Raw genomic sequence first — 26,515 nt, 5'->3', positions numbered from 1 at the left:
CGGAGATTCGGGTCAGTCGGGTCGCTCGCGCGGAGATTCCGGTCAGTCGGGTCGCTCGCGCGGAGATTCCGGTCAGTCGGGTCGCTCGCGCGGAGATTCGGGTCAGTCGGGTCGCTCGCGCGGAGATTCGGGTCAGTCGGGTCGCTCGCGCGGAGATTCCGGTCAGTCGGGTCGCTCGCGCGGAGATTCCGGTCAGTCGGGTCGCTCGCGCGGAGGTTCCGGTCAGTCGGGTCGCTCGCGCGGAGGTTCCGGTCAGTCGGGTCGCTCGCGCGGAGGTTCGGGGCGGTCGGGTCGCTCGCACCGGCGGAGGTCGGGTCGTTCGTGCGGAGGTTTGGGGCGGTCGGGTCCGAGATCAGCGTGGGATCGTCAGGACCCGGTGCGACGGGGGTGTCGGAACGGGGCACGATGATGGTCGGCTCGTTCGGGCCGGCGTACGCTGCCGCGCTCAGATCATGCGGGCGCCGCGTAACCACCGTCGGATCGTTCGCCCCGGCACCACTCGCACCTTGCTCGTCCGACCTGACACCACGAGACGCGTCAGCCCGAGCATCTCCCCGCAGACCGGGATTGCCCGGCCGGGCGCCACGAGCCGCATCGTCCCGCGCCGCGCCACGCGTACTCGCGTCGCCCTGGCTGCTACCGGGTCGTGGGTTGGTGGCGGGTGGCTGGGTGGGGTACTGGGGATAGTCGGTCGGGGCCACCCACCAGGTTCCTTGGGAAGCGGGTGGGGTGATGACGGTTGAGTCGTCGGGGGCGGGAGTGCGGGTCACGACCGTGGGGTCGTTGGTGGTGGGGGTGAGGACGGTCGCGTCTTGGTCTTCGGTGGGGGTTGGGATGGTGGCGTCCGGGTGTTCGGTGGGGCGGCGGATGGGGATCGGGCGGGCGTCTTCGGAGTACTGGTCCCCCGAGTGTGGGTCTTCGGCGTACGGCGTACCCGATCGCTGGTCCCTCGAGTGCTGCTCGGTGCGGCGTTCGGGGTTGGCGGGGGTGTTGTCGTTGGTGGGGGTCATGCTTCGGGTCCCAGGTGGGAGAGGACTTCGGTGGTGGTGGGCATGGCGGTGGAGCATTCGAGGCGGGAGGCGACCAGGGCGCCGGCGGTGTTGGCGAAGCGGATGATCTTCTCCAAGGGCCAGCCGGACAGGAGGCCGTGGCACAGGGCGCCGCCGAAGCCGTCGCCGGCGCCGAGTCCGTTGACGACCTCGACCGGGTACGGCGGGACCTCGACGCGTTCGTCGCGGGTGCGGGCGAGAGTGCCGCGGGGGCCCTGCTTGACCACCGCGAGTTCGAGGCCGCGGTCGAGCAGGGCCTGGGCGGCCTTGTCCGGGTCGGTCTCGCCGACGGCGACCTCGCACTCCTCACGGTTGCCGACAGCAACCGTGCAGTACTCCAGCGCCCGCGACACCTGCTCGTGCGCCTCCGAAGGATCCGCCCAGAACATCGGCCGGTAGTCCAGGTCGAGGACGGTGATCGGTGTGCGGCCGCGGGCTTCCCAGGCGGTGAAGTGGGCCGAGCGGGAGGGTTCGGCGGAGAGGCCGGTGACGGTGGACCAGTAGATGCGCGCGTCGCGGATGGCGGCGAGGTCGAGCTCGGAGGGGTTGATGACCAGGTCGGGGGCCTTCGGGAAGCGGTAGAAGTACAGCGGGAAGTTGTCCGGCGGGAAGATCTCGCAGAACGTGATCGGCGTCGGCAGTCCGTCGACGGGGGTGACGAAGCGGTCGTCGACGCCGAGTTCGCCGAGGGTGCGGTGGATGAAGGTGCCGAACGGGTCGTTGCCGGTGCGGCTGATCACCGCCGACCTCCGGCCGTGCCGCGCCGCGGCGACCGCCACGTTGGTCGCGCTCCCGCCGAGGAACTTCCCGAACGAGGTGACATCCTCCAGGTGCGTCCCGAGCTGCAGCGGGTACAGGTCGACCCCGATGCGCCCGATCGTCAGTACGTCCAGCTGTACGTCGTCCACCATCAGACCTTCCCATCCCGGCGGTCCGTCGGTACCCAGCATCCCGAAGAACCGGTCAACGTCATCGGACCGTCGCGGCGATCTCGTGCAGGTGGGCGATACTCGCCCGTACGTCGGCGACCGGGCCTTCGCCGACCGGCCGGTCCTGCAGGATCGTGTCCTGTTCGAGGACGTACCACCCGTCGTACCCGGACTTCTCGAGTGTGGAGACGATCGTGGTGATGTCGATGTCGCCGGCGCCGAGCGGGCGGTACATGCCGGCCCGTACGGCGTCCGTGTAGGTGACCTCGCCCGACTGCACCCGCGCGGCCCACGCGGCGTCCACGTCCTTCAGATGCGTGTGCCGGATCCGCTCGGCGTTCTCGACGGCCAGCGCGACGGGGTCGACCCCGCCGATCAGCAGGTGACCGGTGTCCAGGGTCAGCCCGATCGACGACCCGTCGAGTACCCGCGCGACGTCGTCAAGACTCTCGACCATCGTCCCGACATGCGGGTGGATCGTCGCCAGGACCCCGCGCGAGGCCGCGAGCGCGGACAGCTTGTCCAGGTTCGACAGCAAGGTGGTCCAGCCGGCGGCGTCGAGCACCGGCCGGTCGTCGTACCCCTCCTGGCCCGTCGCCGCGGCGAGCACCAACGTGCCGGCACCGGCCGCCACGAACCCGTCCAGCGCGCGCAGGACCTCAGCCGAGGGATCACCCTCATGCAGTACGACGGGAACGAACCCGCCGACCGCTCGCAGGCCGACGTCGGCGAGCGTCTTCGCCTTGTCGGACGGGTCGTCGGGCAGGAATCCGTCCGGGCCGAACTCGGTCGCGGCGAGCCCGACCTCGCGCATTTCCGCGAGGACGGTCGGGGCGTCGTACTGCCAACCCCACCCCGGCACCTCGCACACGCCCCAGGAGATCGGGGCACCGGCGATCCGGGCAGCAATTTCGGTCATAAGACAGCCCCTCAGAGCGTGACGATGCGGTTTTCGTGGCGGGACAGTTCGCAGGCGTCGGCGATCCGGAACGCGGCGAGCGCGTCCCGGACCGTGCACGGTACCTCCCGGGTACCGGCGACCACCTCGGTGAACGCGGTCAGCTCGGCGACGTACGCGGGCTGGAACCGGTCCATGAACGTCATGTGCGGCGGCTCGTCCGGGAACGTGACGCCCGGCTCGGCCGAGCGCAGCGCGGTGTGCGAGTCGAGGCCGACGGCGAGCGAGCCGAGGCTGCCGTGGAGCTCCATCCGGACGTCGTGCCCGGCGCCGTTGTACCGGGTCCCGCTGACCGCGACGAACGTACTGTCGTCCAGCGTGAGCAACGCCGCGGCCGAGTCGACGTCGCCGTACTCGCCGAAGAAGGTTTCGCCGCGGTTCGCGCCGGTCGCGTACACGCTGACCACCTCGCGGCCGGTGACGTACCGGATGATGTCGAAGTCGTGCACGGTGCAGTCGCGGAAGAATCCGCCGCTCTGCGGGATGTAGTCCTGGTGCGGCGGGAACGCGTCGTTCGTGTTCGCCCGGATGTGGTGCACGAAGCCGAGCTCGCCGGACGCGACGGCGGCCCGCGCTGCCTGGTACCCGGCGTCGAACCGGCGCTGGAAACCGATGTGCACCGGCACGCTCGACGCCTCGACCAGTGCGAGCACCCGCTCGGTCTCGGCCAGGTCCAGGGCGACCGGCTTCTCGCAGAACGTCGGTACGCCGGCCGCCAGCCCGGCCTCGATCAGCGAGGCGTGCGCGGACGTGGCCGCGGCGATCACGAACCCGTCCAGGCCGGCGGCGAGCAGCGCCGGTACGTCGGGAGCCGACGAGACGCCCAACTCCTTCGCGACCGCCTCGGCCCGGGCCGGGTCCGCGTCGGCGACGACCACCTGATCCACCGCCGGCAAGCCCTGCAGGGTCGCGGCGTGGAACGCCCCGATCCGCCCGACCCCGACCAACCCGATCCGCATCGGCACAGCCCTCTCTCGCGCACGGGCGCGCCCCGGCGGCGCGCTGGCTGTAACCCTTCCGGGCCCGCGGCGGAGGTGTCAATACTTTGTTAACACATTCTCACGTACGGACATGACCAGGTAGCATCCGCCCATGAACGTCCCGATCCAGCTCGATCGGAGCAGCCCGGTGCCGCTGTATCACCAGCTGGCCGAGCAGCTGACCGCTGCCATCACAGACGGCCGGCTGCGCCCGGGCGACCCGTTCGAGAACGAGATCGGCATGTCGGACCGGCTGAACCTGTCCCGTCCGACGGTCCGCCGCGCGATCTCCGAGCTGGTCAACCAGGGCCTGCTGGTCCGCCGCCGCGGCATCGGCACCACGGTCGCGAACCAGATGGTGCACCGTAAGGCCGAGCTGACCAGCCTGTACGACGACCTCGCCCGCGAGGGGCGGACGCCGCACACCGAAGTACTCGCGCTGGACACCAAGGTGCAGGACGACCGCGCCGCCGCCGTCCTCGAGCTCCCGCCCGGCACCCCGCTGGTCTCGATCGTCCGGCTCCGGTACGCCGACGACCTGCCGCTCGCGATCCTCCGCAACTGGTTGCCCCCGGCGCTCGACGACCTCACCCTCGAACAACTCACGAACGAGGGCCTGTACGCCGTCCTCCGCGCCCGCGGGATCCGCCCGGCCGTCGCCCGGCAGCGGATCGGCGCCCGCAACGCCACCGCCGAGGAACGCCGCACCCTGCACATGTCGAAGGCCGAGCCGCTGGTCACGATGACCCGCGCCGCCTACGCCGCCGACGGAACCCCGGTCGAATACGGCAGCCACTGCTACCGAGCCGACCAGTACTCCGTCGACGTCGTGGTGTCCGAACGCTAGGCCTGGTTCGCCAGCAACGTGCGGACCAGGCGGAGGCCTACCGAGAGGTGGGCGAGTTCGGGGCCTTCGATCTCTACGATCTCCTCGAGCATGGTGGCGGCCCGGGACAGGGCCGAGGCGTTGCGGTCCTGCCAGGTGATGACGCGGTCCTCCGGTTCGGCGGTGGCGTCGGTGGTGGCGAGGACCTGGCGGGTGAGGCGGGCATGGACGGCGTGCAGGTCGTCGCGGAGAGCGGCGCGGGCCATCGTCTGCCAGCGGTCGGTGCGGGGCAGGCCGATGATGCGTTCGAGGAAACGGCCCAGCTGCAGGCGTTCGCCGAGGGCGAAGTGCACCTTCGCGACCTCGAGGATGTCGAGGTCGTCGGTGGAGGCGGTCTCCACGATCCCGAGCCCTGCGTAGGCCGGCGGCAGCACCGCGATGCGGGTCGCGAAGTCCTCCGAGACCCCCTTCCGCACCAGGGCTTCCCGGCGCTGCTCGAACAGCGCCAGCTCACGGCCCCGCAGTACGTCGGGCAACGCCGCGGTGAGCTTGGCGATGCCTGGGCCGAAGAACTCGATCAGCTCCTCGATGTCCACCGGTGGCCGCCGGTTCGACACCAGCCAGCGGGTGGCGCGCTCGACCAGCGTGCGGGTCTCCAGCCGCATCCCGGTCTGCGTCTCGGCGTCGACCACGTTGTCCAGCTCGGCGTTCGCCGCCAGCAGCTCCGGCTGCGCGAAGATCCGGGAGGCCGCCAGGTTCGCGCGGACCACGTCTTCCTCGTTGCCGCCGGTCTCCAGCGAGAGCCGGTGGTACGCCGTGATGCCGGACGTGTTCACGAACTCGTTCACGACCTGCGTGGTGATGATCTCGCGGCGCAGCTGGTGGCTCTGGATCTGGTCCGCGAACCGTTCCTGGATCGCCTTCGGGAAGTAGCTGGCGAGCTTGTGCTTGAGGAACGGGTCGTCCGGCAGCGACGTCTTGAGCAGCTCGGCTTCCATCACGATCTTGGTGTACGCGATCAGCACCGACAGCTCCGGCGAGGTCAGCCCGCGGCCCTCGGCCTTGCGGCGCTTGAACTCCGGGATGCTCGGCAGGAACTCCAGCTGCCGGTCGAGCAGCCCCTGGCGCTCCAGCCGGCGAACCCAGTCCTGATGGACGTGCATCAGCGCCGGCGCCTGCGCGGTGGCATTGGCGAGCGCGATGTTCTGCCGGTAGTTGCTCTTCAGCACCAGCGCGCCGACCTCGTCGGTCATCGACGCGATGATGTCGTTGCGCTGCTTCTCGGTCAGGTCGCCGTCCGCGACCACCTTGTCGAGCAGGACCTTGATGTTCACCTCGTGGTCGGAGGTGTCCACGCCGGCCACGTTGTCGATGAAGTCGGTGTTGATCCGGCCGCCGTTCGCGGCGTACTCGATCCGGCCGAGCTGGGTGAAGCCGAGGTTGCCGCCCTCGCCGACCGCCCGGGCGCGCAGCTCGGCGCCGTTGATCCGGATCGCGTCGTTCGCCTTGTCGCCGACGTCCGCGTTCGACTCGTTCGACGACTTCACGTAGGTGCCGATGCCGCCGTTCCAGAACAGGTCGACCGGCGCCTTCAGGATCGCGTTCATCAGCTCGGCCGGCGTCAGCTTCGTCGTACCGCTGTCGATGCCGAGCACGTCGCGGACCTGCGCCGAGATCGGGATCGCCTTCTCGGTCCGCGGGTACACCCCGCCGCCGGCGGAGATCAGCGACGCGTCGTAGTCCGCCCACGAGGACCGGGGCAGCTCGAACAGCCGGCGGCGCTCCGCGAACGAGGTGGCCGCGTCCGGTGCCGGGTCCAGGAAGATGTGCCGGTGGTCGAACGCCGCGACCAGCCGGATGTGCTCGGACAGCAGCATCCCGTTGCCGAACACGTCACCGGACATGTCGCCGACGCCGACGACCGTGAAGTCCTCGTTCTGGCAGTCGTGGCCGAGCTCACGGAAGTGCCGCTTGACCGACTCCCAGGCGCCGCGGGCGGTGATGCCCATCGCCTTGTGGTCGTACCCGACCGATCCGCCGGACGCGAACGCGTCGCCGAGCCAGAACCCGTACTCCTTCGCGACCCCGTTCGCGATGTCGGAGAACGTCGCCGTCCCCTTGTCGGCGGCAACGACCAGGTAGGCGTCGTCCCCGTCGTACCGCACCACGGAAGCGGGCGGAACGATGTCACCGGCAACGATGTTGTCGGTGATGTCCAGCAGCCCGGAGATGAACGTCTTGTACGACGCGATGCCCTCGGCCAGCCAGGCGTCCCGGTCGGCCGCCGGGTCCGGCAGCTGCTTGGCGTAGAACCCGCCCTTCGCGCCGACCGGCACGATCACCGAGTTCTTCACCATCTGCGCCTTCACCAGGCCGAGCACCTCGGTCCGGAAGTCCTCGCGCCGGTCCGACCAGCGCAGCCCGCCGCGCGCGACCGCGCCGAACCGCAGGTGCACACCTTCGACCTGCGGCGAGTACACGAAGATCTCGTACGCCGGCCGCGGCTGCGGCAGGTCCGGGATCGCCTTCGGCTCCAGCTTCAGCGAGATGTACGACCGCGGCTGCCCGTCCGGACCCGGCTGGTAGTAGTTCGTCCGCAGGGTCGCCTTGATCACGGTCAGGTACGACCGCAGGATCCGGTCCTCGTCCAGGCTCTGCACCGTGTCCAGCGCGGCCAGGATCTCCTTCTCCAGCTGGTCCGTCCGCATCGTCCGGTCCGGGTCGTCGGCCGGTCCGCGTGCCGGGTCGAAGCTGGTCTCGAACAGCTGCACCAGCAGGCCCGCCACGTCCACGTGGTTCAGGAAGGTGTTCTCGATGTAGTCCTGGCTGAACGGCGTACCGCCCTGGCGCATGTAACGCTGGTACGCGCGCAGGATCGACACCTGCCGCCAGCTGAGGCTGCCACGCAGTACCAGCGCGTTCAGCCGGTCGGACTCGGCCCGCCCCTCCCAGACCGCCTGGAACGTGTCGGAGAACAGCGTCCGCAGCTCCTCGCGCTCGTCGCTGTCCTCCGGCGCCCGCAGCCCGAAGTCGTAGATGTAGGCCATGCTGCCGTCGGCGCGGCGGATCTCGTACGGGCGTTCGTCGACGACCTCCACGCCCATCGCGCTGAGGTGCGGCAGCACGTGCGACAGCGACAGCGCCGACCCGGTGCGGTACACCTTGAAGCGGCGCTCGCCCTCCCACTCCTCGTCGATCGGGCTGTACAGCGACATGGCCAGCCCGTCCTCCGCGGGCAACCCGTCCAGCACGTGCACGTCGTTGACCGCGACACGCGCGTCGAAGTCCTCCTTGTACGCCTCCGGGAACGCGTCGGCGTACCGGCGGAACATCTTGGTGACCGCTCCGTCACCACCCTGCGCGTGCAGCGCCGCGGTGAAGTCGTCCTCCCAGGCCCGGGTCGCCTCGACGACCTGCTGCTCCAGGGTGTCCGCGTCGTACTCGCCGACGGTCTCGCCCTGCTTCATCCGGACCACGAAGTGCACGCGGGCCAGCACGGACTCGGTGACGTACGCCGCGTACGTGACACTCTCGGCGCCGATGGCGTCCTTGAGGATCTGCTGCATGCGTAGCCGGACCGCCGTGGTGTAGCGGTCGCGCGGCAGGTACACCAGGCAGGACAGGTACCGGTTGTAGACGTCACGGCGTACGAACAGCTTGACCGCGCGGCGCTCCTGCAGGTGCAGCACGGACTGCACGATCGGGAGCAGGTCCTCCACCGGTGCCTGCAGCAGCTCGTCCCGCGGGTAGGTCTCCAGGACGTCCAGCAGGCCCTTGCCGCTGTGGCTGTTCGGGTCGAAGCCGGTCAGCCGGAACAGCTCCAGCGCCTTGCGCCGCAGCACCGGCACCTGCATGACGCTCTCGGTGTACGCCGTCGACGACAGCAGGCCGATGAACCGGCACTCGCGGACCGGGTCGCCGTTCTCGTCGAACTGCTTGATGCCGACGTAGTCCAGGTACGTCGAGCGGTGCACCGTGGAGCGGGAGTTCGCCTTGGTGAGGATCATCAGCTTGCGCTCGCGCGCCTTGGCGCTCACCTCGGGCGGCAGCTTGCCGGAGCCCGACTTCGGGTCCGACCGGAGGATGCCCAGCCCGGTCCCGGGAGTGCCGCGCAGGATGCCCTGCTCGCCCTGCATGGTGAAGTCGTACTCGCGGTAGCCGAGGAAGGTGAAGTGCTCGTCGGCCAGCCACTCCAGCAGCTCGCGCGCCTCCTCCACCTCGCTCTCTGGCACGGGCAGGTCGGCGGCGTGCAGGCCGGCCGCGATGCTGACCGCCTTCTCGTGCATCTTCGGCCAGTCCTCGACGGCCTCACGGACGTCGTTCAGCACCTTGAGCAGCTCCTGCTCGAGCGCGCGGTGCTCCGCGACGTCGGCGATCCGCTCGATCTCCAGGTGCATCCAGCTCTCGCGGACGAGGTCGTGCTCGTCCGGCGAGGTGGTGTCGTCGAGGACCTCCTGCAGCGTGCCGGCGACGTCCCGCCGGACCACGAACTGCGGGTGGATCAGCAGCTGCAGCTCCAGGTTCCGGTCGGTGATCACCATCGACGCGGTGTCGACCAGGAAGGGCATGTCGTCGACCACGATCTCGACCACCGTGCGGCCGTCCGCGGACCAGCCGTACTCCTCGGGCGTCGGGGTGAAGACATGGACCTTCGCGGTGCCCTGCGGCCGGGACATGGCCGACTTGTAGTGGTGCCGCGCGGCCCCCAGGCAGTCGTTCGGCTGCCGCTCGGCGACGTCCTCGGCGGCGACGTGCCGGTAGTACTGCTCGAGGAAGGTCTTCAGCTTGACCGGGTCGACCACTCTGTCGTGCCCATGGGTTCCCGTGGCCACCGCCTTCGCGATCACATCGGCCTTCAGGACGTCCAGCTTGCTCTGCATTCCCCACCGTCTCCACACGTGACGTCGGTGTCGGCTCCCGCCGGACCGCACGACATTGTGCGGTCACTCAGAGATTAGTCCACCTTTGTCACTGGTGTGGTGTCGGGACGGGCCTGTCACCGTTTGGTGAGGCGCAGTGCCAGAGCCGGGCAGGCGAGTACTGCGCGGCGCGCGTCCGGCAGCTCACCGGCGGTGATCTCGCGGCCCCTCAGCACCGGGAATCCCCACTCGTCGAGGGCGATGTCGCCGGGCAACAACCCGGCGCACAGGCCGTGTCCGTCGCAGCGTGTCCAGTCGATCTCGAGCTTGCTCATCGCAGACCCCCGAGCACCCCTAGCACAGGCCTGCCGCACCCTTCGTGATTGAGATGCCGGCGTACGTCGTCCTCGAACACCTCGAGCGCCGATGTGAGGAACCTCGCAGTCCCGTCCGGGTGCGCACAGGCTCCCCGTCCCGGAACCAGCCCGAGATGCCGCTGGGCGTCGTACCAGCCGCCCGGGTCGCCGACCGTGATCCGGGCGAAGTCGTCGACGAGCGCCCCGAGGCCGAACACGCACGGGCCGCATTGGCCGGCTGACTGACCTCTCAGCCACTCCGCGACCCGGGTGACCTCTCCCAGCGGACAGGTGTCGGTGCCGAGCGCCAGGATGATGCCCGCGGACACCTCCGGTCGCTGGAGGGTCAGGCCATCCGTCTGCCGTAGCCAGCGCCCGTGGTACCCGCCCAGCAGGACAGGGCCCGCTTCCGCACCGACGTACTGCAGGACGGTGTCCAACGGAACGCCGTTCGGTGTCTCGAGTACGCCGGGGTGCTGGACGGCGCCGCCGATCGTCAGGAGCTGCGTACCGGGCTCAGTGCTCACGCCGGTTCTGCTGTACTCACGGGACCCGAGCCGCGCCAGTACGGCGAGCTGAGCGAACGTCTCCACGTTGGAGAGGAACGTCGGCCGCTGGTGGTAACCCTTGCGCGTCGGCAGCACGCGGCGACCTGGTGGTACGGCGGCGCCGCCCTCCAGCACCCTCAACACCGCACGGGCCTCCCCCGCGACGAACCGGCCCGGTGTCTCACGTACCTCGATCGCCAGCCGGTCGTCACGCTCCATCAGCGCCTCCCGGAGCGACGTAGCCGCATCTCGGTCGTGTACGGCGATGAGCACGTGAGGTGCCCGCAGTGCGCGGGCCAGACCGACTGCACCGTCGAGGACGAGGTGAGGTGCACGGCTGAGTAGCAGACGGTCCTTGCGGCTCGCCGGCTCGCTCTCGGAACCGTTGACGACAACGGCTTCCACACCACGCTTAGGGAGATCCTGGAGCTTCAGGGCGACCGGAAACGCGGCACCACCGCGCCCTCGGAGCCCTACGGCTTCACACAGCCGCACGTACTCGTCACGAGTCAGCGCAGGCTGCTGTCCGTGCGTCAGCAGGTGCCGCTGGAAGTCCAGACGTCCCTGATCGAGTCCAGCGAGGACTCTGGCCTCGCCGATCACTCTGACGTCATCGAGGGTGATCACTGGGTCCTCCAAGCTCTTGTAGGTAGTGCGTTGAGCCGGTATGCACCTGCAGTCGCCACCGCGACCAGGCAGCCGAGCGTGATGCCGAGCATCCACGGCGTGCTGCGGTCCGTACCGGCCAGCAGCGCGTGCCCGACGGACAGGAGCCACCCGACCGACGCGGCGATGTGCAGCTTGCGCCAGACCTTCGTGAACTTCTCGGACACTGCCAGTCGGCCGCGGGCCGCTCCGACGAGTGACGCGAGGACCAGGCTGTACAGAGCGAGCGCACCGACAGCCATGGCGAACGGCCGGTAGCTGGAGCCGAACGGCCAGACCAGGACGGACAGGCTGATGCTCACGTAGCTGTCGGCGATCACCGCGACCACATGGGTCGCCAGCAACACCAGGCCGGTCACAGCAGCCGAGCGGTGTACGTACTGCAGCCAGAACCGCCATCCCGCCGATCGCACGCGTGGCATCACGATGCCGAGCACGGCGGACAGCGTGAACATGATCATGGTCACGACGCCGGCCGCCCGTGCCAGGTACCAGATGGTCATCAGGCGGCCCTGCTCGTCGTCGGCCAGCCCGACAGCTCGGTGACCTCGCCGTCCGCGTCGATCAGCCGCGCCGGGTGTCCGGCCAGCTTCAGCCGGCCCAGTGCGGCGTCGCCAGTGGCCACCAGCGCCGTACTGAAGGTGTTCGCCCGTACCGCGGTCGGCGCCCACACCGAGGCGGTGCGGTACTTCCCCTCCGCGGGACGGCCGGTGCGCGGGTCGATGACGTGGTGCCCGTAGCCGCTCGGCGTCTGCCACCGACGTACCGTCCTGGTCGACGTGGTCAGACCGCCGTGCGCCAGCGTCACGAGTACACCGGTGTCACCGGCGCGCTCGGCGACCGTGATCACCCACGGCTTCTTCGGTACGCCGGCCGCACGCAGGTCCCCGCCGATCTCGACGAGTACCGCGCAGCCGTACCGCTTGCTGAGCAGGTTCGCCGCCCGGTCCGCGGTCCACGCCTTCGCGGTGGCGCCGAGGTCGAGCGCGCAGCCCTTCGGTACGCCGAGCATCGCGAGCTTGCGGTTCAGCTGGACGTGCTGCCAGCCGGTCACCGGCCGCGGCTCGCCCTGTTCCTGCGGGAAACGCCGCCGTACGGTCTCGATGTCGGCGTCGTACCCGGCCGCGATCACCGCGGGGCCGACGGTCGGGTCGACCGCCCCGCCGCTCACCTGCGCCGCGACCAGGCCGACGTCAACCAGATCCACCAGCAGCCGCGACACCGGTACGAGCGCACCGGCGCGGCTGTTGACGATCGACAGCTCGGAGTCCGGGCGGAACCGGCTCGCGGCCTTGTCGACGCGGTCCATCAAGGTTTCGAGCTCGGCGCAGGCAGCGCCGAGGACGGCGGGATCGTCGACGGTCAGTCGGACCGTGCAGCTCCAGGCGGACCAGGTCCGGGCCGCTGTCATGATCCGTTGCTCCCACCCTGCGAGGTCGAGTTGGAGTTCGTCGACCCGAGGCCGCTGCTCGAGCTGTTGCTGCCGCTCGAGTTCGAGCTGCTGTTGCTGCCGGAGCTGGAGCTGGAACTGCCGCTGTCGTCGGAGTTGCTGCCGTCGTCCGAGCTGGTCGACGTCGACGTGTTCGACGTGGTGCTCGAGTGTTTCGCGGACACGTAGGCGACCGAGACCCCGGTCGCGCCGACCCCCAGGACGGCAGTGGCTATCGCGGCGGCCGAGGCGCGGCGCAACCAGCGCGGGCCGGTGGGCTGGGATTCATCTGTTCTGACCATGCCCCAAGCCTCTGCCGGGGCGCTTCAGCCGCACTCCAAGAGAAGCTCAAGCCACCGTCAAGTTCTCCTGAAAGGTCTCTGAGAACAGTTCTCAGGAGCCGAGCGCGCAGTCGGTCTCGCAATGCTTGCCGACGGCCTCGACAACCTCGTCCGCGGCCTCGCCGAGCATCGCGAACCGCTCCGGCCCGAACACGTCGACGAAGAACTCCCGCACCCGCGCCGCGTGCGCCGGCGCACACTCCCTGATGGCCGCCAGGCCGTCCTCGGTGATGACGATCTCCGGGTACCGCGACTCGCAGGCCTCCTTGCGGATCAGCCCGCGCTTCTCCATCCGGGACAGGTGGTGCGACAGCCGGCTCTTCTCCCACTGCGTCGACCGGCCGAGCTCGAAGGCCCGCATCCGGCCGTGCTCGGACTCGGACAGGTTGACCAGTATCTCGAAGTCCGACTTGGACAGCCCGAAGTCCCGCTGGAGGTGCCGCTCCAGATGCGTCTCCAGCGTCCGCTGCATCAGCAGATAGCTGCGCCATGCCTTCTGCTCGTCGTCGTCGAGCCACGGTCCCTTGCTCACGTCGTCCATCCTACGGCAATGGGTTGACACATCAACCCGAGACGCTAGGGTTGACACATCAACCTAACTCTTCTGGGGAGTGAACGGATATGAGCACGAAGCTGATCGCCGTCGTCGGAGCGACCGGGGCACAGGGCGGCGCGGTGGCCCGGGCGATCCTGGCGGACCGGTCCGGCGAGTACGCCGTACGGGCGCTGACCCGGAACCCGGAGTCCGCGAAGGCGCGGGAGCTCGCGGCGGCCGGCGCCGAGGTCGTGGCGGCGGACCTCGACGACGAGGCGAGCGTGCGGGCCGCGTTCGAGGGCGCGTACGGCGCGTACGTGGTGACGAACTACTGGGCGCCGCTGACCCCGGAGCAGGAGGCCGCGCGGACCAGAGCCGAGATGGAGCTGGAGCAGGCGGAGACCGCGGCGCGGGCCGCCCGGGACGCCGGCGTCCGGCACCTGGTCTGGTCGACGCTCGAGGACACGCGGCCGTTCTTCGCCGGACGGGACGACGTACCGAGCCTGGACGGCGGGCGGTACAAGGTCCCGCACTTCGACGCGAAGGGCGAGGCCGACGCGCTGTTCACGAAGTACGGCGTGCCGACGACGTTCCTGCGGACCACCTTCTACTTCGACGCGTTCGTCAATGCCATGCGGCCGACGCGGAACGCCGACGGCACGCTGACGATCTCGTTCCCGATGGGCGACCGGCGACTCTCCGGGGTGTCCTCCGACGACATCGGCCGGAGCGCGTTCGCAATCCTCAAGCGCCCGGATCTCATTGGTGCGACCATCAGTATCGCGGGAGACCACCTCACCGGCACGCAGTACGCCGAAGCCCTGTCCGAGGCACTCGGCGAGCAGGTGATGTACCACGCCCCGACCGTCGAGGAGTACCGCGAGTACCCGTTCCCGATGGCCGTCGAGATGGCCAACATGTTCCAGTTCTACGCCGAGAACCACGACCAGTTCACCGGCGCCCGCGACCTCACCAAGATCCGCGAACTGAACCCGGACCTGGAGTCCTTCGCGACCTGGCTCGGCAACCACCGGGACGAGTTCGAATAGGGACTACTCCGCGGCGCCGTACGCGTTGATCTCCTCTGTTTCCTGGGGGGTGAGTTCGCGCGGGGCCTCGCCGTGGTCGAGTTTCGCGCGCTGGACGTGGTGGCGGATGTCGTCGACGATCTCCGGGTTCGCCAGCGTGGAGACGTCGCCGACGTCGGCGAAGTTGGAGATCCCGGCGATCACCCGGCGCATGATCTTCCCGGATCTCGTCTTCGGCATGTCCGACACGATCCAGACGTGCCTCGGCCGGGCGATCTTGCCGATCTCGCGGTCGATGGCCGCGGACACCTTGTCCTCGACCTCCTTGCCGGGCCGCAGACCGGGCTTGAGCGACACGTACATCTCCACCACCCGGCCGCGGTCCTCGTCGACCACGGGGACCGCCGCGGCCTCCGCGATCTCGTCGACGGTCAGGCAGGCCGACTCCAGCTCCTTGGTGCCGAGCCGGTGACCGGCGACGTTGATCACGTCGTCGACGCGGCCGAGGATCCGGAAGTACCCGTCCTCGGCCTGTACCGCGCCGTCGCCGGCGAAGTACGGCCAGTCGTGCCAGTCCTTACTGTCCTTGTCCCGGCAGTACTTCCGGTAGTAGGTGTCGACGAACCGCTCGGGCTGGTGCCAGATGCCCTGGAACACCCCCGGCCACGGGTTGCGGATGCAGATGTTGCCCGCACGCCCGCTGCCCGGCTCGACCGTGCCGCCGTCCTCGTCGTAGATCACCGGGTAGATGCCCAGCGCACCAGGCCCGCAACTGCCCGGCTTCATCGGCTGCAGGGCCGGCAGGGTGCTGCCGAGGAACCCGCCGGTCTCCGTCTGCCACCAGGTGTCGACGACCGCGGCCTCGCCCTTGCCCACGACCTGGTGGTACCAGCGCCAGACCTCGGGTTCGATGGGTTCGCCAACGGTCGTCATGTGCTTGAAGTGATAGTCGTACTTCGCGGGCTCGTCCGGACCGAGCTTGCGCAGCATCCGGATCGTGGTCGGGGCGGTGTGGAAGATGTCGACGTGCAACCGCTCCGCGATCCGCCAGCAGCGGCCGGCATCCGGGTACGTCGGTGCGCCCTCGTACAGCACACTCGTCGTACCCAGCGACAACGGGCCGTAGACGATGTACGAATGCCCGGTGATCCACCCGATGTCGGCGCAGCACCAGTAGGTGTCCTCGGGATGGATGTCCTGGTAGTACTTCGACGTACCGGTCACGTAGGCCAGATAGCCGCCCGTGGAGTGCTCGCAGCCCTTCGGGCGGCCGGTAGTCCCACTCGTGTACATCAGGAACAGCGGAGCCTCCGCCGGCATCGACACCGGCTCCACGATCCGGCCGCGGTAGTCGGGGAGGACATCGTCGACGAAGACGTCCCGGCCGCTGACCATCGGGGTGTCCGAGCTGTACTTATCCGGATAGCGACGGAAAACCAGGACCTTGTCGACCTCCTGTCCGTTCCGGGCCGCCTCGGCCACCGCCTCGTCAGCCTTGACCTTGTGGTCGATCAGCTGGCCGCCGCGCTGGTAGGCGTCCATCGTGATCAGGACCCGGCTGCCGGAGTCGGCGATCCGCCCACCACACGCGGTGCCGCTGAACCCGCCGAAAACCTCCGAATGGATCACGCCCAGCCGCGCGCAGGCGAGCATGGCGACCGGCAACTCCGGCACCATCGGCAGGTGGAACGTGACCCGATCACCGGTTTTCAGCCCGCAGTACTCACGCAGTAGCGCGGCGAACTCGTTGACCTGCCGGTAGAGCTCCTGATAGGTCACGACCCTCGTCGGTTCGTCCTCCGGCTCGGGGACCCAGATGAGCGCCGCCTTGTTCCGGTCGGCCTGCAGGTGCCGATCCACGCAGTTGTAGCACGCGTTCAGCCGACCGCCGACGAACCACTTCCAGAACGGCGGATCACTGGTGTCCAGGACGGTGTTCCAGTACGTGTCCCAGCTGAGCAACTCGGCGTACTCGACGAAGCACTCGGGGAAGCGGTCCTCGGCGAAGCGCTCCAGGATCGACGGATCGGAGGCGTTGGCCTGACCAATGAACTTCGGAGACGGCGAGAAGTAGCCCTCCTCCCGCCAGTGCACCGCGATCTGCGCCTCTGAGAGAGGAATCTCGTTCTCGATATTCACTTGTCTCGACCTCCCGGCGGATCAGCGATGCGGTGCCGGTGACAGCGGGAACACCGGCAGCACGGTCCGCTTCCAGGTGAAGTTGGTAACCCCCGCGAACGACGTGTACCAGGCCACGACCGCGGTCACCAGACCGAGCCAGCCGCCGATCTTGGACATGGTCGCCGACGTGCCGAACTCCCCGATCGTCAGGAACAGGTAGGTCAGCGTCAGGAACACGAAGACGGCCAGCACGGCTGCGTTGACCCGTGCCGCAGCGAGTGTCATGTACGCCGTGAAGATCGTCCACGCCAGCAGGAACAACCCGGTCGCGGTCGACGCGTTCGCGCCGAGCCCGGGCGCGACGAACTTCACGTACGCCGCGAACGACAACCAGAACGCCCCGAACGAACTGAACGCCAGCGCACCGAACGTGTTGCCCTTCCGGAACTCCCACATGCCGGCCATGAACTGACCGATCCCGCCGTAGAAGAGGGCGAGCGGGAGCACCACGGCTTCGAGGGTCGTGTTACTGATCAGCTTCGCGTTGAACACGCTGAGGACGAAGGTCGTCATCGCGAATCCGGCCAGGCCCAACGGCGCCGGATCGGCGATGTGGGCACCCGGATCGATCTGCTGCGGGGCCGGCGCTTCGACAGCTGTGCCCTGCGCTTGAACAACTGAACCCTGCTCTGTGTCTGCCATCGCAAACTCCTTCTCGCGGACAAACGTCTACGCGCGCCATCCTTGAGTGACGTACATCTCAGCGTAGTCCGATAATGCGAGAAACCACGGGCCCGATCGGAATCGCTCAGACAGGCGTGGGACGGGCGCAACGCGCGCACCAACGGGCAGGCGAAGGCGCTTTCCCAGCGCAGTACCGGCAGTAATACCGGCGTGCCCACCAGACAACGGCCAGCGTCGGCACGGTGGCCGTGAGTACCAGACCGGCCACCAGGAGCCCCGGAACGGCGAGCAGGTCGCCGAGAGTGACCAGGACGATCCCGAGGACGACTCCGAAACAGAGCACGAGCACCGCGTGCAGCGACGCGACCCCGCCCAGTCGCATCCGGCTGAGACGGTGATCGAGCCGCGGATCTTCCGTCCGCAGCGCATGCTCCAGCGCCGCCAGTTTCGCCTTTTCGTCGTCGCTCAGTTTCACCGCGGGTCTCCTGCCTCACCTGTAAGCGCACAGCGTACAGCGCAGGGGACGCCGCGGTGGCGGCGTCCCCTTTCGTCTTACAGAGCGGCGGTTACCGCCGGTCCGCGGTTGCCGTTCGCGGCGATCGGGACCAGGCCGAACACCCGACCGTTGGTGAGGTCCACGGATTCGGCGAAGAAGACGTCGCGGTGCACACGCCCCAGCCAGCGTCCGTTCTGGAGGACGTCGTACGCCGCGGCGTCGGCCTGCAGGTGCCACGCGAAGGTGAGGTGGCGGGTGGCGCCGGCACCGGGACCGGCGTCGGCGACCGTGAAGGATCCTGGCCGGTTCGGGGCGAGGTCGGCGGTCAGGGTGTCGGCGAGGAACACCTTGCCGAGGTGGCCGGATCCGCTGGTCCGCAAGGAGATCCGGGCGATGCGGTCGTCGTCGCGTGCGATGCGGCCGCGGTACTCGGTCCAGCCGGCGGAGCGTCGCGCCGGGGTCAGCCGGGCCCACTCGATGCTGCCCGGGTTCGTCCGGCGGGTCACGCCGATCTCCACCGAGGACAAGCCTTGTGCGACGACACGGACCTCAGTCGCGGCGGTCTGGGTGAGGTCGGTCTTGAACAGGTGCACCACACCGGTGCCCGACAGCGCGAGACTGTGCGCGCCTTCGTACGCCGTACTCTCGTCGAGCGCCACCGTGACGCCGTCGGTCCAGTACTGCCACGTCAGCGACCGATCCGCGCAGCCCTGGTTGTCCCAGCCGCCGTCGCGGACCTGCTTGCCGTCGAGGTAGAACGTGCTGCCGACGCCGATGTTGAACGTCGTCACGATCGGCAGCGCGCCGTACGGCGACCGCTCGACGATGCCGTGCGCGATCCCGTCCCACTTCCTGTAGTTCAGGACGTCCGTGCGGTACGGCGGTTTCCGCGGCTCGAGGCGGCCGGACGTCGCCGGGTTGCCGGTCGGACCGGACCAGAACCGCTGCTCGAGATCGCGGTACTTCGCCCGCCCGGCCGCTGTCGTCGTCTCGCCGGACCACGCCGCGTTCGCCCAGAACTGGTCCTCGACGAACAACCCGACCGAGACCGGTCCCGGGTGGCCCGGGTACGCGTAGTCGGTGAAGCACTCCTCCGGGTTGAAGCCGCCCTGCTGGTGCTCGACGCCGGCGAAGGCCACGGCGCGCGGATCGAAGCCGGCGGTCTTCGCGGTCCGGGCGCTGCCGCTGAGGTCCGGGTCGACGTACGGCCAGCCGTAGTTGACGAAGATCGAGTCGACGGTCTGGTCGCCAGGGCTGCCGAGCCACGGGACGTTCTTCGCGTTCAGGGTGTTCTGGTAGTCGAGGTCGCCGTTCGGCAGGTCGGCGTCGTAGTACTGCAGGTAGAACCCTGGATCCTTGGCCTTGAGGTAGCGGAACAGGTCGCGGAGCTTGCCGGCCTGGGCGGCGGTGATGGTGGCTTCCTGGTTGATGAACAGGCCGTCGAACCCGAAGTACCGGCGGATCTCGATCAGCTTGTCGCCGACCGGGAACGAGCCGTCCGCGGCCTGCACCAGGAACTCGCCGAAGTCGACGCCGGACCGCGGCCAGAACCAGCCGCCGATGGTCTTCACGCCGTTCTTGTGCGCGGCCTCGGTCCAGCCCGGGTTCGGGATGTCGATGACGCCGTACGTCCGGCCGGGCGCGCCGGGATCCGCGACCACGTCGCTCGGCACCGACGGCAGCACCTGCCCGTGCCAGGTCCCCCAGACGTCGATGTACGGCCAGAAGCGCTGTGTATACGTATGCCCTTCGAGCCCGATCGGCTGGTTGCGGCCCTCGTAGATCGTGCCGGCGTCGTCCAGGCTGAGCGTCGACAGCCGGACGCCGGGGTCCAGGTCCGGGTGCGCCTGGGTCGGCGCGAACGGCGCGATCCGCGGCGCCAGCGGGACCAGGCAGCGCAGGTGCCGCCCCCACGGATGCGTGGCCGGATCGAAGTCGAGCAGGTCCGCCGGATCCCACCCGTACGTCGACGGGCCCGGCGGAATCCCGCCCGACCCCGGCGTCGGTACGGCGGCCCCGGCCACCCCGGCCGCTGCCGCCTCCGCCGTACCGCCGACCCCGGCCAGCGCCGCCGCCAACCCGGCACCGCCGACCGTGATCAGAGTCCTCCGAGAGACCTTCACCGGATCTGACATCGCCTCACTCCTTCAGATATACCGGTTTAGCTTTTCCGGCATCGTAGGAGTGAAACCGCTGAGTGAGAAGGGCTGAACTGGTTTTGCCCAACCCTTCTCACAACGGCTCAGCCGTGCACCCTGTCCTGCAACGTTCCGTTCCGCGCCGCTTCCTCATACCCCTTGTGTGCCCGGTCCGCCCAGTTCTGGTACAGCTGGCCGCCGGCCCGGATCACGTTGGTCTCCGCGGGATGGTTCGCCATCCATGAGCCGACCAACAGCTTGCCGTTCGCCTCCAGGAACCGATCGAAGTGGAAGCCGGTCTCGGTGTTCGAATAGTTCCAAACCGCTACACCGACTGCCGCGCCGCCCGCGCCACCCCCGACCGCACAGCCGATCGCCGCCCACGCGGCGGGGATGCAGATCACCCCGAAGAACGCGCCGTAAAAGGCGCCGTACGAACCGATGATGATGTTTTTCGTAAAGCCCTCGTCGTTCGGATCCTTCGCGTCGAAGTCAGAACCGCCCGAAGCACCGCCGCCGCTCCCGCCGCCGCCGGACGGGGTTGCGAGTTTGGCCTGCACTGCCCAGGTGTTGGCGGCGTGCGCGAAGTCGTTCAGTTGGTTGACGAGCCTCCACAGTCCCTGGGAACTCTTGCTCGGGTCGGTGAGAGCCGCGGTCGTCTTCATCAGGTTGTTCAGGTTCGCCCGCTCGTCGGGGCCGACGTACCGGATGATCTTCTTGATCAGCCTGATCACCTTCGTCGCGAGTTGATGGATGATCCGGACGATCTTCTTCTCGATGGTCCTGTAGTGCACCACGGCCATCGTGAAGAGCGCACTCAGGCCGACCATTCCGAAGGCAGCCGCGAACGCCGACAGCGCACCGAACACGATGATGTAGCTGACCACCTTGATCCGGATCTTCTGATACTCGACGATCCGCTTGGTGATCATGTACACGACGGTCTTCATCACCGTGACCGTCTCGGTGACGGTCTGCCGGCCGTCCGCGTCGCTGAAGCTCGCCGGATTGTTGTTCGCGTAGGCGTACCCGTTGAGCTGCTGTGGATCGTTGAAGTCGGCGACCGGGTCGACCGAGATGAATCGACCGCGCGCCGGGTCGTACTCGCGCGCCCCGAGATGCACCAGCCCGGTGACGTCGTCGGTGGTGCCGTTGACGAAGCCACGCTGGCCCGGCCAGTCGCTCGGCGCCGTCCCGCGCGTCTCTCCGAACGGCGTCGTGCGCCGCTTCTGCACCGCGTGGGTGACCGCGTCGACCGAGACCGTGCCGGTGTTGTGGTTGTCCGAGCTCACCCAGCTGAGCTGCGTCGCGCCGGTCCGGACTGCGATCGTCTGACCGCCGTAGCTGTAGTAGCGCGTACCGAGCAGCGAGCCGTCCGGTCGCAGCAACAGCTCGGTGTCGCCGAGGAACAGCGTCGTACCGGACGGATCCTTGCGGAGCAGGCGGTTGCCGTCGGCGTCGTAGACGTAAGCCGACGACTTGGTACCAGTCGTCGCCGCCAGCCGTCCGTCCTGGTTCCAGCTGAAGGTTTCCGGGGCCGCACCGCCCAGCGAACGTGTCTTCAGGTTGCCGGCCGCGTCGTACGTGTAGGTGTCTGTACTGTTGCCGCCGATGCCGGTGGTGGCAACCGACGTCACCGCGTGCGGCTGCGTGCTGCCGTACGTGTATGCGCTGGTCGTCGAGCCGGCAGTGGTGGTCCGAGTCTCGGTCTTGCGATTGCCGGTCTTGTCGAAGGTCCAGCTCTGCCAGTACGGCGCCGGACCGCCCAGCTTGTCCGCGGCAGGGTCGGCGGCACAGTTGCCGTCGGCGGGCGTCCACGCCTGAGTCATTCGCCGGTAGCCGTCGTACCCGAAACACTGCGTGTCGGTCTGTTCTCCGGGGTTGCCGACATCCTGGATCTTGGTCAGGTTGCCACCGTCGTCATAGGTGTAGTTCAGATCGTTGAACTTGGTGTCCTCCGACTTGAAGATGCTTCGGCTCAACCGCCGCGTGCTCTCGTCGTAGTCGTAGGTCTGCTGAACGATCTTGCCGTCCTTGGCCATCGTGATCTCGGAGGTCTCGCCGTACACCGTGTACGTAGTACCCGTCACGTAGGTGTCGGCGCCGGTCATCGTCACCGGCTGGTTCTGCGCGTTGTAGTCAACGTCGACCGTTTCGGCGGGCAGACCGCCGACAGCCGGCAAAGTCGTCTTGTCGGGCTGGCCGTCCGGCGTGTAGGTCGTACCGACGGTGTAGGTACCGGCCAGCGCGCCTTCGTTCGCCGGGACGACTATTTGGCTACCTGTCGGCTTGCCGTCGTCGCCATACCCGAGCACGCGGTTGACGTACGCGTTCCCGTTGACATAGCGCGTCGTGCTGGTCAGCGATCCCGGCTTCAGCGTGTCGTATTTCCACTGGGCCGTCAGGTTCGCGGACGTCTGGTCGGGTCCGTTGTACGCCGCGACCTTCCGGCCGACGTCGTCGTACGCGAAGGACTGCACCACACCGCGTGCGTCCTTGGTCGACACCAACTGGTCGAGGTCGTTGTAGGTGTAGGTGATCACTCCGTTGTCGGGATCCTCGGTCCGGATCTTCCGGCCACGCAGGTCGTACTCGAACTTCCAGACGTTGCCGGCGGCATCGGTCACCGAAGCGAGCTGACCGGCCGGGTGATAGGTGTACTTCGTGCTGTCGTAGGCACCGGTCGCCGAGTCGCCGGTGTACTGGCGCAGCTCTACGATCCGCCCCTGGACGTCCTTGATCTTGGTGGTTGCCTGCTCGCCCTGCGGCGGGTCGATCGTCTCTCGGTCGCCGTTCTGGACGTGGACGGTGGTCCACTGCGGTTCCTGCGCGGACACGAACGTCTCGGTGAGCGGGCGTTCCTGGTCGTCGTAGGCGGTGCGCTTCTGGGCCGGCAGCTCCTCCTCGGCCGGTTCGAAGTAGTCGGTGCCGGGCGGTGCGTCGTTGTAGAACGGCCCGTTCTGCTTGACCTGCAGGCCACGCGAGTCGTACTGGTAATCGGTGATTATCCGGCCGGTGCCGTCGTTCGACGCCTCCTGCGTCTGGATCTTGCGCTGCAGTCCGTCGGTCAGCTCGTAGCTGGTCTGAACGCCACCGTCCGCCATGAGTGTCTTGGTGGTCACCACACCGGCGCCGTCGGGTCGGATGCGGTACCCGTACTCGGTCGTCGGGGTACCGGTCGTGCTGTGCCCCGGTGTCCAGATCTTGAGCACGCGGCCGAGTGGGTCGCGCTGCGTCACGGTCGCGCGACCGGCAGGATCGGTCACCTTGGTGGGCTCACCCCAGGCCGGGTCGACCTCGGTGGAGCTGACCTGGTTGTTCGGCTGGGTCACGGTCGTCTTGGTGACCGGTCCGGACGCGGGCGAGTAGTCCATCCGGGTGACATGACCGCCCGCGTCGGCCGTCGTACGAACGCGACCGTACGCGTCGAACGTCGATGTGGACACGGTCTGGTAGGTCGGTTTTCCAGCCGCGTCGAACCCGCTCAGCCGCTGCTCCGTGGTTCGATCGCCCTTGGTCGGGGCAGCGACTGGGTCGTCGTACCCGGTCTTGTCGTCGGCGAGCACCTGCGCGTTGGTCCACGGCTTGTCGCAGCTGACCGAGACCGTCTGCTTGCGGGTCGGCAGCTCGGCGAGTCCGGCGGCTACATTGCCGGTGTACTCGTAGCGAGTGCAGGTGTCGTCCGCCGGGTCGGCGACGTTGTTGAGGTTGCTGGTCTCCTTCAGCGTCCCCACCGGCAGCCCGGACGGATCTGCCCTGTCGGCGTACAGGTTCGTACTCGAGCTGGTACGCCGGCCGCCGTCGACCGCCATGTCCTGGCGGACTGCCTGCTCCTGGATCTGCAGCGACGTGGTCGTCGTCCCCCAACTGTTCTGGCGCGTGCCGGTCGCCTGCGACATCCACGGATCGGTGATGGCGCGGTCCGTGATCGTGCTGCCGTCGTAGGTGAGCTGTTCACGAACCTGACCGGCGAGGGCATTGGAGTCGTCAACCTTCGCGCCGGTGGAGTCCGTGATCTGACGGTCCTTGGCGGTGCCGTCGGCGAGCTGGTCGCCGTCCATCCCACGGAAGTAGGTGTTCACCGTGACCGTCTGCGTCGCCGGGCTCAGCCCCTTCACCACCTTGACCTTCTCGTAGCCACGCCACTGTGACCAGGTCTTGCGGTCCACCTCCACCAGACCGTCCTCGTCGTCGTGATGCCAAGCCGGCGTACCGAGGTACTCGATGCTGGTGACGACGGGTTCGTTGCCGCTGACCAGGTCTGCCTCCGTGACGCGGCTGACGACGTACTTGTTGAACCAGTCCTCGCGCTCGGCCTGCCCGGCCGGGGTCCACTTCACCGGGAGACACCGCATGCCGTTGGTGTCCGGCGCAGGAACATTGCCGGGCAGGCTGCAGTCGGAGTCGAGGTATTCGACACGCAACTGTCCGCCGGTGCCATAGGTGACGGTGCTGATCCGCGGCCACTCGAGCGTCGAGTTGCCGTCGGCACCTTTGATCCGGTTCGGTTTCATCACCGCCGCGAACGTCGTGGCCGGTGTGGCCAGTGAGCCGCCCGCCTCGCCGGTGTTCGTGATGCCGTCCAACCACAACATCGAGCGTTCGTTGTCGCCCTGAAGATAGTTCTGCTGCAGTGACCAGGAGCTCACCGGTGCGAACGAGCTGCCCCGCCAGACCGAAGTGGTGACCTTCGTCAGCCGCTTCTTCGTCCAGAACGTCGGGCTGAACCTGTTGTCGCAGCTCGTGGTGCTGGTGCATTCCTGGTCGAGCGGGGTGTCCGGGTAATCGGCCGCCGCGGCACAGGCCCCCAGACAGCGATCCGCCGTGGTGAAGTCGACCTTCGCGACCGCCGGTGTACTGAAGACCTCGCCGTCTCGCTGGCCGTACTCGATCCGCTTCAGGTTACCGGCCCGGGTGTACGTCGACACCGCGGTCGCCGTCACGTTGCGCGCGTAGTTGTTGGTCTCGGTGTCGTAGAACAGGCTCATCGTGTTGCCGTGCGAGTCGACGACGTAGTCCAGGTTCCAGCGGTACGCCTGGTCGCACCACGAGTCCGCGAAGGCTGCCCGGTTGCACGGTTCCTGGGCGTTGTTGCCGAACACCGGAGCGGTCCAGACCGAGTTCGTGTACTGCGATTCCGAGGTCGCACCGGGGAGCTTGTTCAGCCCGAAGTAGAACTTGGTGCCGCTCTTGTCGGTGATCACCCAGTACTCGCCCTTGGCGCCGGCCGCGGTGCCGTCGGGCCCCTGGTCCGGGTTCACCGCCCCGAACAGGTGCTCGACCTTCGTGCCGTCGTCGGCCTTCGGGTGCCAGGTGCCGGTCGAGTCGTCGCGGACCAGTTCACCGCCGCTGCCGTTCAGCGAGAACGTGGCGTTGTCGGTCGCCCAGCACAGATCGCCGGTCGACTTGGTTCCGTTGTTGCCCTTCTGCTCCGTCTTCGACGCACATGACGCGTAGCGGCGCTCGATCGAGCCACCGGGCGTGAACTCGAACCCAGCGCCCACCCACGACGCCTGGCTGTTGCTGCCGCTGGTCCTGCCGTCGACCCCACCCGACGAATAGCCGAGTGCCAGGTCCGGCCGCGGGCCACCGAGGCTCGGCGGCGCCTTCATCGGGTAGTTCCAGTTGAAGTCGCCGGAAGCGCCGCCGGCCTCCCAGGTCGCGGTCGGGCTCAGCGTCGAGGCCGCCGTGTCACCACTCTGTCCGGACGTTGCGGCCTGCACCGCGAGCAAAGAGTTCGCCGGCACGTCGGCCGAGAGCGCGCCCGAACCATCGTTGCTCGTGGCAACAGGCGTGCCGGAACAGCCGGTCGCACCGGGCGTCGTGAGCGCGCACTCGGGGATCCGGAGTAGCCGGAGGCGACTGCTCCAGTCACCGCCGTAGGCGTGCCGGAAGCTCGAGTAGTCGACGCGAACCAAGACCTGCCCCGCTTGCTTGGCGCCGTCGGTCCTGCTCAGCCGCAACAACAGCGCGGCGTCCCGGTGACCGAGCAGCTCTACCCGCACGGCGCGGGGGCTGCTCGCCACGGCCGCCTTCGCACCGGCGGAATCCTTGCCTGCAAGGGCTACGGCGCGATTGGCTGCCGAGCTCGGACCGACCTGGACAGGCAGACCGGATGCCTTGGCCAGCGACGTCCGGGCACCCGGCTGGGGTAAGGCCACGGCTGCGGTTGCCGACGCCGGCCACTTGACGGCGGGGGTTGCGGTCAGCGTGCGCTGGGCATCGAGGTCCGGCGTACCCGGGTCGACGGTGCGGTTGTGGCCAGGCACCGACTTCGGTCTGGCGGCAGGGGTCGGCGCCACGGCCGGTTTGCGCGGCGGGGCCGCGTTCGCGGCCGGTCCGTGCAGCGAGGTGAGCAGGCTCAATGCGGCGACGCCTGCGACGGCGGCTCGTAGTCGAGGGTGGGCACGAAGGCGTCGAGTACGCCGGCTTCCAGGCATGGGGCGGTCCTTTGGTGGGCGGTCTGTACCAAAAGCTATTGACGCCGGGCGACAGCACACCGGGCAACACATTCGACGGCCGTCGAATGTGTTCTGCAGGTCGGACCGGCATGCGAACCTGAGCCTCGAATT

17 protein-coding genes are annotated in these 26,515 nt (G+C 68.5%); 3 read left to right on the top strand and 14 right to left on the bottom strand.

Features of this window, described 5'->3' with window-relative positions:
* Positions 1 to 1,006: 1,006 nt before the first annotated feature.
* The 3 genes from iolC to AB0M51_RS39910 are packed head-to-tail and all read right to left on the bottom strand — an operon-like array spanning position 1,007 to position 3,895.
* Positions 1,007 to 1,960, bottom strand: coding sequence for a 5-dehydro-2-deoxygluconokinase (gene iolC / locus AB0M51_RS39920; protein ID WP_344198732.1), 954 nt, complete (start codon positions 1,958 to 1,960; stop codon positions 1,007 to 1,009).
* A 58-nt stretch (positions 1,961 to 2,018) separates the two neighbouring features.
* Positions 2,019 to 2,897 carry a sugar phosphate isomerase/epimerase gene (locus AB0M51_RS39915; protein WP_344198734.1) on the bottom strand — a complete coding sequence of 293 codons (879 nt, stop codon included), beginning with the start codon at positions 2,895 to 2,897 and terminating at the stop codon, positions 2,019 to 2,021.
* An 11-nt stretch (positions 2,898 to 2,908) separates the two neighbouring features.
* Complete coding sequence (locus AB0M51_RS39910; protein WP_344198736.1) at positions 2,909 to 3,895, bottom strand: Gfo/Idh/MocA family oxidoreductase; 987 nt, start codon at positions 3,893 to 3,895, stop codon at positions 2,909 to 2,911.
* A gap of 133 nt (positions 3,896 to 4,028) precedes the next feature.
* Between AB0M51_RS39910 and AB0M51_RS39905 the strand changes: the two genes are divergently transcribed.
* A complete protein-coding gene (locus AB0M51_RS39905) occupies positions 4,029 to 4,763 on the top strand; it encodes a GntR family transcriptional regulator (RefSeq protein ID WP_344198737.1) in 735 nt (244 codons plus the stop codon).
* Here the strand turns inward: AB0M51_RS39905 and AB0M51_RS39900 are convergent.
* The 5 genes from AB0M51_RS39900 to AB0M51_RS39880 form a co-directional block, all read right to left on the bottom strand.
* Positions 4,760 to 9,622, bottom strand: coding sequence for an NAD-glutamate dehydrogenase (locus tag AB0M51_RS39900; protein ID WP_344198738.1), 4,863 nt, complete (start codon positions 9,620 to 9,622; stop codon positions 4,760 to 4,762). The two genes, AB0M51_RS39905 and AB0M51_RS39900, sit on opposite strands and share 4 nt — an antisense overlap.
* A 116-nt stretch (positions 9,623 to 9,738) precedes the next feature.
* Positions 9,739 to 9,936 carry a ferredoxin gene (locus AB0M51_RS39895; protein ID WP_344198740.1) on the bottom strand — a complete coding sequence of 66 codons (198 nt, stop codon included), beginning with the start codon at positions 9,934 to 9,936 and terminating at the stop codon, positions 9,739 to 9,741.
* Positions 9,933 to 11,132, bottom strand: a complete 1,200-nt coding sequence (locus AB0M51_RS39890; RefSeq protein WP_344198742.1) for an NADH-ubiquinone oxidoreductase-F iron-sulfur binding region domain-containing protein — start codon at positions 11,130 to 11,132, stop codon at positions 9,933 to 9,935. The genes AB0M51_RS39895 and AB0M51_RS39890 overlap by 4 nt, the downstream gene beginning before the upstream one ends.
* The gene (locus AB0M51_RS39885; RefSeq protein ID WP_363753863.1) at positions 11,129 to 11,674 is read right to left on the bottom strand and encodes a hypothetical protein; all 546 of its coding nucleotides are present in this window, start codon (positions 11,672 to 11,674) and stop codon (positions 11,129 to 11,131) included. The genes AB0M51_RS39890 and AB0M51_RS39885 overlap by 4 nt, the downstream gene beginning before the upstream one ends.
* Positions 11,674 to 12,582, bottom strand: coding sequence for an FAD:protein FMN transferase (locus AB0M51_RS39880; RefSeq protein ID WP_344198746.1), 909 nt, complete (start codon positions 12,580 to 12,582; stop codon positions 11,674 to 11,676). Before AB0M51_RS39880 ends, AB0M51_RS39885 begins: the two co-directional genes overlap by 1 nt.
* Positions 12,583 to 12,588: 6 nt before the next feature.
* On the opposite strand from AB0M51_RS39880, the gene AB0M51_RS39875 reads away from it, so the two are divergent.
* Complete coding sequence (locus AB0M51_RS39875; protein ID WP_344198748.1) at positions 12,589 to 12,789, top strand: hypothetical protein; 201 nt, start codon at positions 12,589 to 12,591, stop codon at positions 12,787 to 12,789.
* A gap of 204 nt (positions 12,790 to 12,993) precedes the next feature.
* Here the strand turns inward: AB0M51_RS39875 and AB0M51_RS39870 are convergent, their stop codons facing one another.
* Complete coding sequence (locus AB0M51_RS39870; RefSeq protein ID WP_325039956.1) at positions 12,994 to 13,482, bottom strand: MarR family winged helix-turn-helix transcriptional regulator; 489 nt, start codon at positions 13,480 to 13,482, stop codon at positions 12,994 to 12,996.
* Positions 13,483 to 13,562: 80 nt separating this feature from the next.
* Between AB0M51_RS39870 and AB0M51_RS39865 the strand changes: the two genes are divergently transcribed.
* Positions 13,563 to 14,525 (top strand): NmrA/HSCARG family protein, encoded by a 963-nt coding sequence (locus AB0M51_RS39865; RefSeq protein WP_344198750.1) that lies wholly within the window; start codon positions 13,563 to 13,565, stop codon positions 14,523 to 14,525.
* Between the two features lie 3 nt (positions 14,526 to 14,528).
* Here the strand turns inward: AB0M51_RS39865 and acs are convergent, their stop codons facing one another.
* The 5 genes from acs to AB0M51_RS39840 form a co-directional block, all read right to left on the bottom strand.
* Positions 14,529 to 16,643 carry an acetate--CoA ligase gene (acs, locus tag AB0M51_RS39860; RefSeq protein WP_363753857.1) on the bottom strand — a complete coding sequence of 705 codons (2,115 nt, stop codon included), beginning with the start codon at positions 16,641 to 16,643 and terminating at the stop codon, positions 14,529 to 14,531.
* A 21-nt stretch (positions 16,644 to 16,664) separates the two neighbouring features.
* Positions 16,665 to 17,327, bottom strand: coding sequence for an acetate uptake transporter (locus tag AB0M51_RS39855; RefSeq protein WP_344198754.1), 663 nt, complete (start codon positions 17,325 to 17,327; stop codon positions 16,665 to 16,667).
* A gap of 106 nt (positions 17,328 to 17,433) precedes the next feature.
* The gene (locus AB0M51_RS39850) at positions 17,434 to 17,784 is read right to left on the bottom strand and encodes a DUF3040 domain-containing protein (RefSeq protein ID WP_363753853.1); all 351 of its coding nucleotides are present in this window, start codon (positions 17,782 to 17,784) and stop codon (positions 17,434 to 17,436) included.
* A gap of 77 nt (positions 17,785 to 17,861) precedes the next feature.
* On the bottom strand, positions 17,862 to 19,940 hold the full coding sequence (locus tag AB0M51_RS39845; RefSeq protein ID WP_363753850.1) for a hypothetical protein: 2,079 nt from the start codon (positions 19,938 to 19,940) through the stop codon (positions 17,862 to 17,864).
* Positions 19,941 to 20,047: 107 nt separating this feature from the next.
* A complete protein-coding gene (locus tag AB0M51_RS39840; protein ID WP_363753847.1) occupies positions 20,048 to 26,383 on the bottom strand; it encodes an RHS repeat-associated core domain-containing protein in 6,336 nt (2,111 codons plus the stop codon).
* Positions 26,384 to 26,515: the final 132 nt, after the last annotated feature.

The organism is Kribbella sp. NPDC051137, from assembly GCF_040682535.1.
Taxonomy (GTDB): domain Bacteria; phylum Actinomycetota; class Actinomycetes; order Propionibacteriales; family Kribbellaceae; genus Kribbella; species Kribbella karoonensis.
Note: the sequence above shows the minus strand (reverse complement) of the source record. Positions and strands in the feature narration are given on the sequence as shown.

Bases quoted from the DNA above. Each gene is read 5' to 3' on its own strand.
- iolC (WP_344198732.1), bottom strand. From the start codon at position 1,960: ATGGTGGACGACGTACAGCTGGACGTACTGACGATCGGGCGCATCGGG.
- AB0M51_RS39855 (WP_344198754.1), bottom strand. From the start codon at position 17,327: ATGGCAGACACAGAGCAGGGTTCAGTTGTTCAAGCGCAGGGCACAGCT.
- AB0M51_RS39880 (WP_344198746.1), bottom strand. From the start codon at position 12,582: ATGACAGCGGCCCGGACCTGGTCCGCCTGGAGCTGCACGGTCCGACTG.
- AB0M51_RS39895 (WP_344198740.1), bottom strand. From the start codon at position 9,936: ATGAGCAAGCTCGAGATCGACTGGACACGCTGCGACGGACACGGCCTG.
- AB0M51_RS39840 (WP_363753847.1), bottom strand. From the start codon at position 26,383: ATGCCTGGAAGCCGGCGTACTCGACGCCTTCGTGCCCACCCTCGACTA.
- AB0M51_RS39865 (WP_344198750.1), top strand. From the start codon at position 13,563: ATGAGCACGAAGCTGATCGCCGTCGTCGGAGCGACCGGGGCACAGGGC.
- AB0M51_RS39845 (WP_363753850.1), bottom strand. From the start codon at position 19,940: ATGTCAGATCCGGTGAAGGTCTCTCGGAGGACTCTGATCACGGTCGGC.
- AB0M51_RS39905 (WP_344198737.1), top strand. From the start codon at position 4,029: ATGAACGTCCCGATCCAGCTCGATCGGAGCAGCCCGGTGCCGCTGTAT.
- AB0M51_RS39900 (WP_344198738.1), bottom strand. From the start codon at position 9,622: ATGCAGAGCAAGCTGGACGTCCTGAAGGCCGATGTGATCGCGAAGGCG.
- AB0M51_RS39885 (WP_363753863.1), bottom strand. From the start codon at position 11,674: ATGACCATCTGGTACCTGGCACGGGCGGCCGGCGTCGTGACCATGATC.
- AB0M51_RS39915 (WP_344198734.1), bottom strand. From the start codon at position 2,897: ATGACCGAAATTGCTGCCCGGATCGCCGGTGCCCCGATCTCCTGGGGC.
- AB0M51_RS39870 (WP_325039956.1), bottom strand. From the start codon at position 13,482: ATGGACGACGTGAGCAAGGGACCGTGGCTCGACGACGACGAGCAGAAG.
- AB0M51_RS39910 (WP_344198736.1), bottom strand. From the start codon at position 3,895: ATGCGGATCGGGTTGGTCGGGGTCGGGCGGATCGGGGCGTTCCACGCC.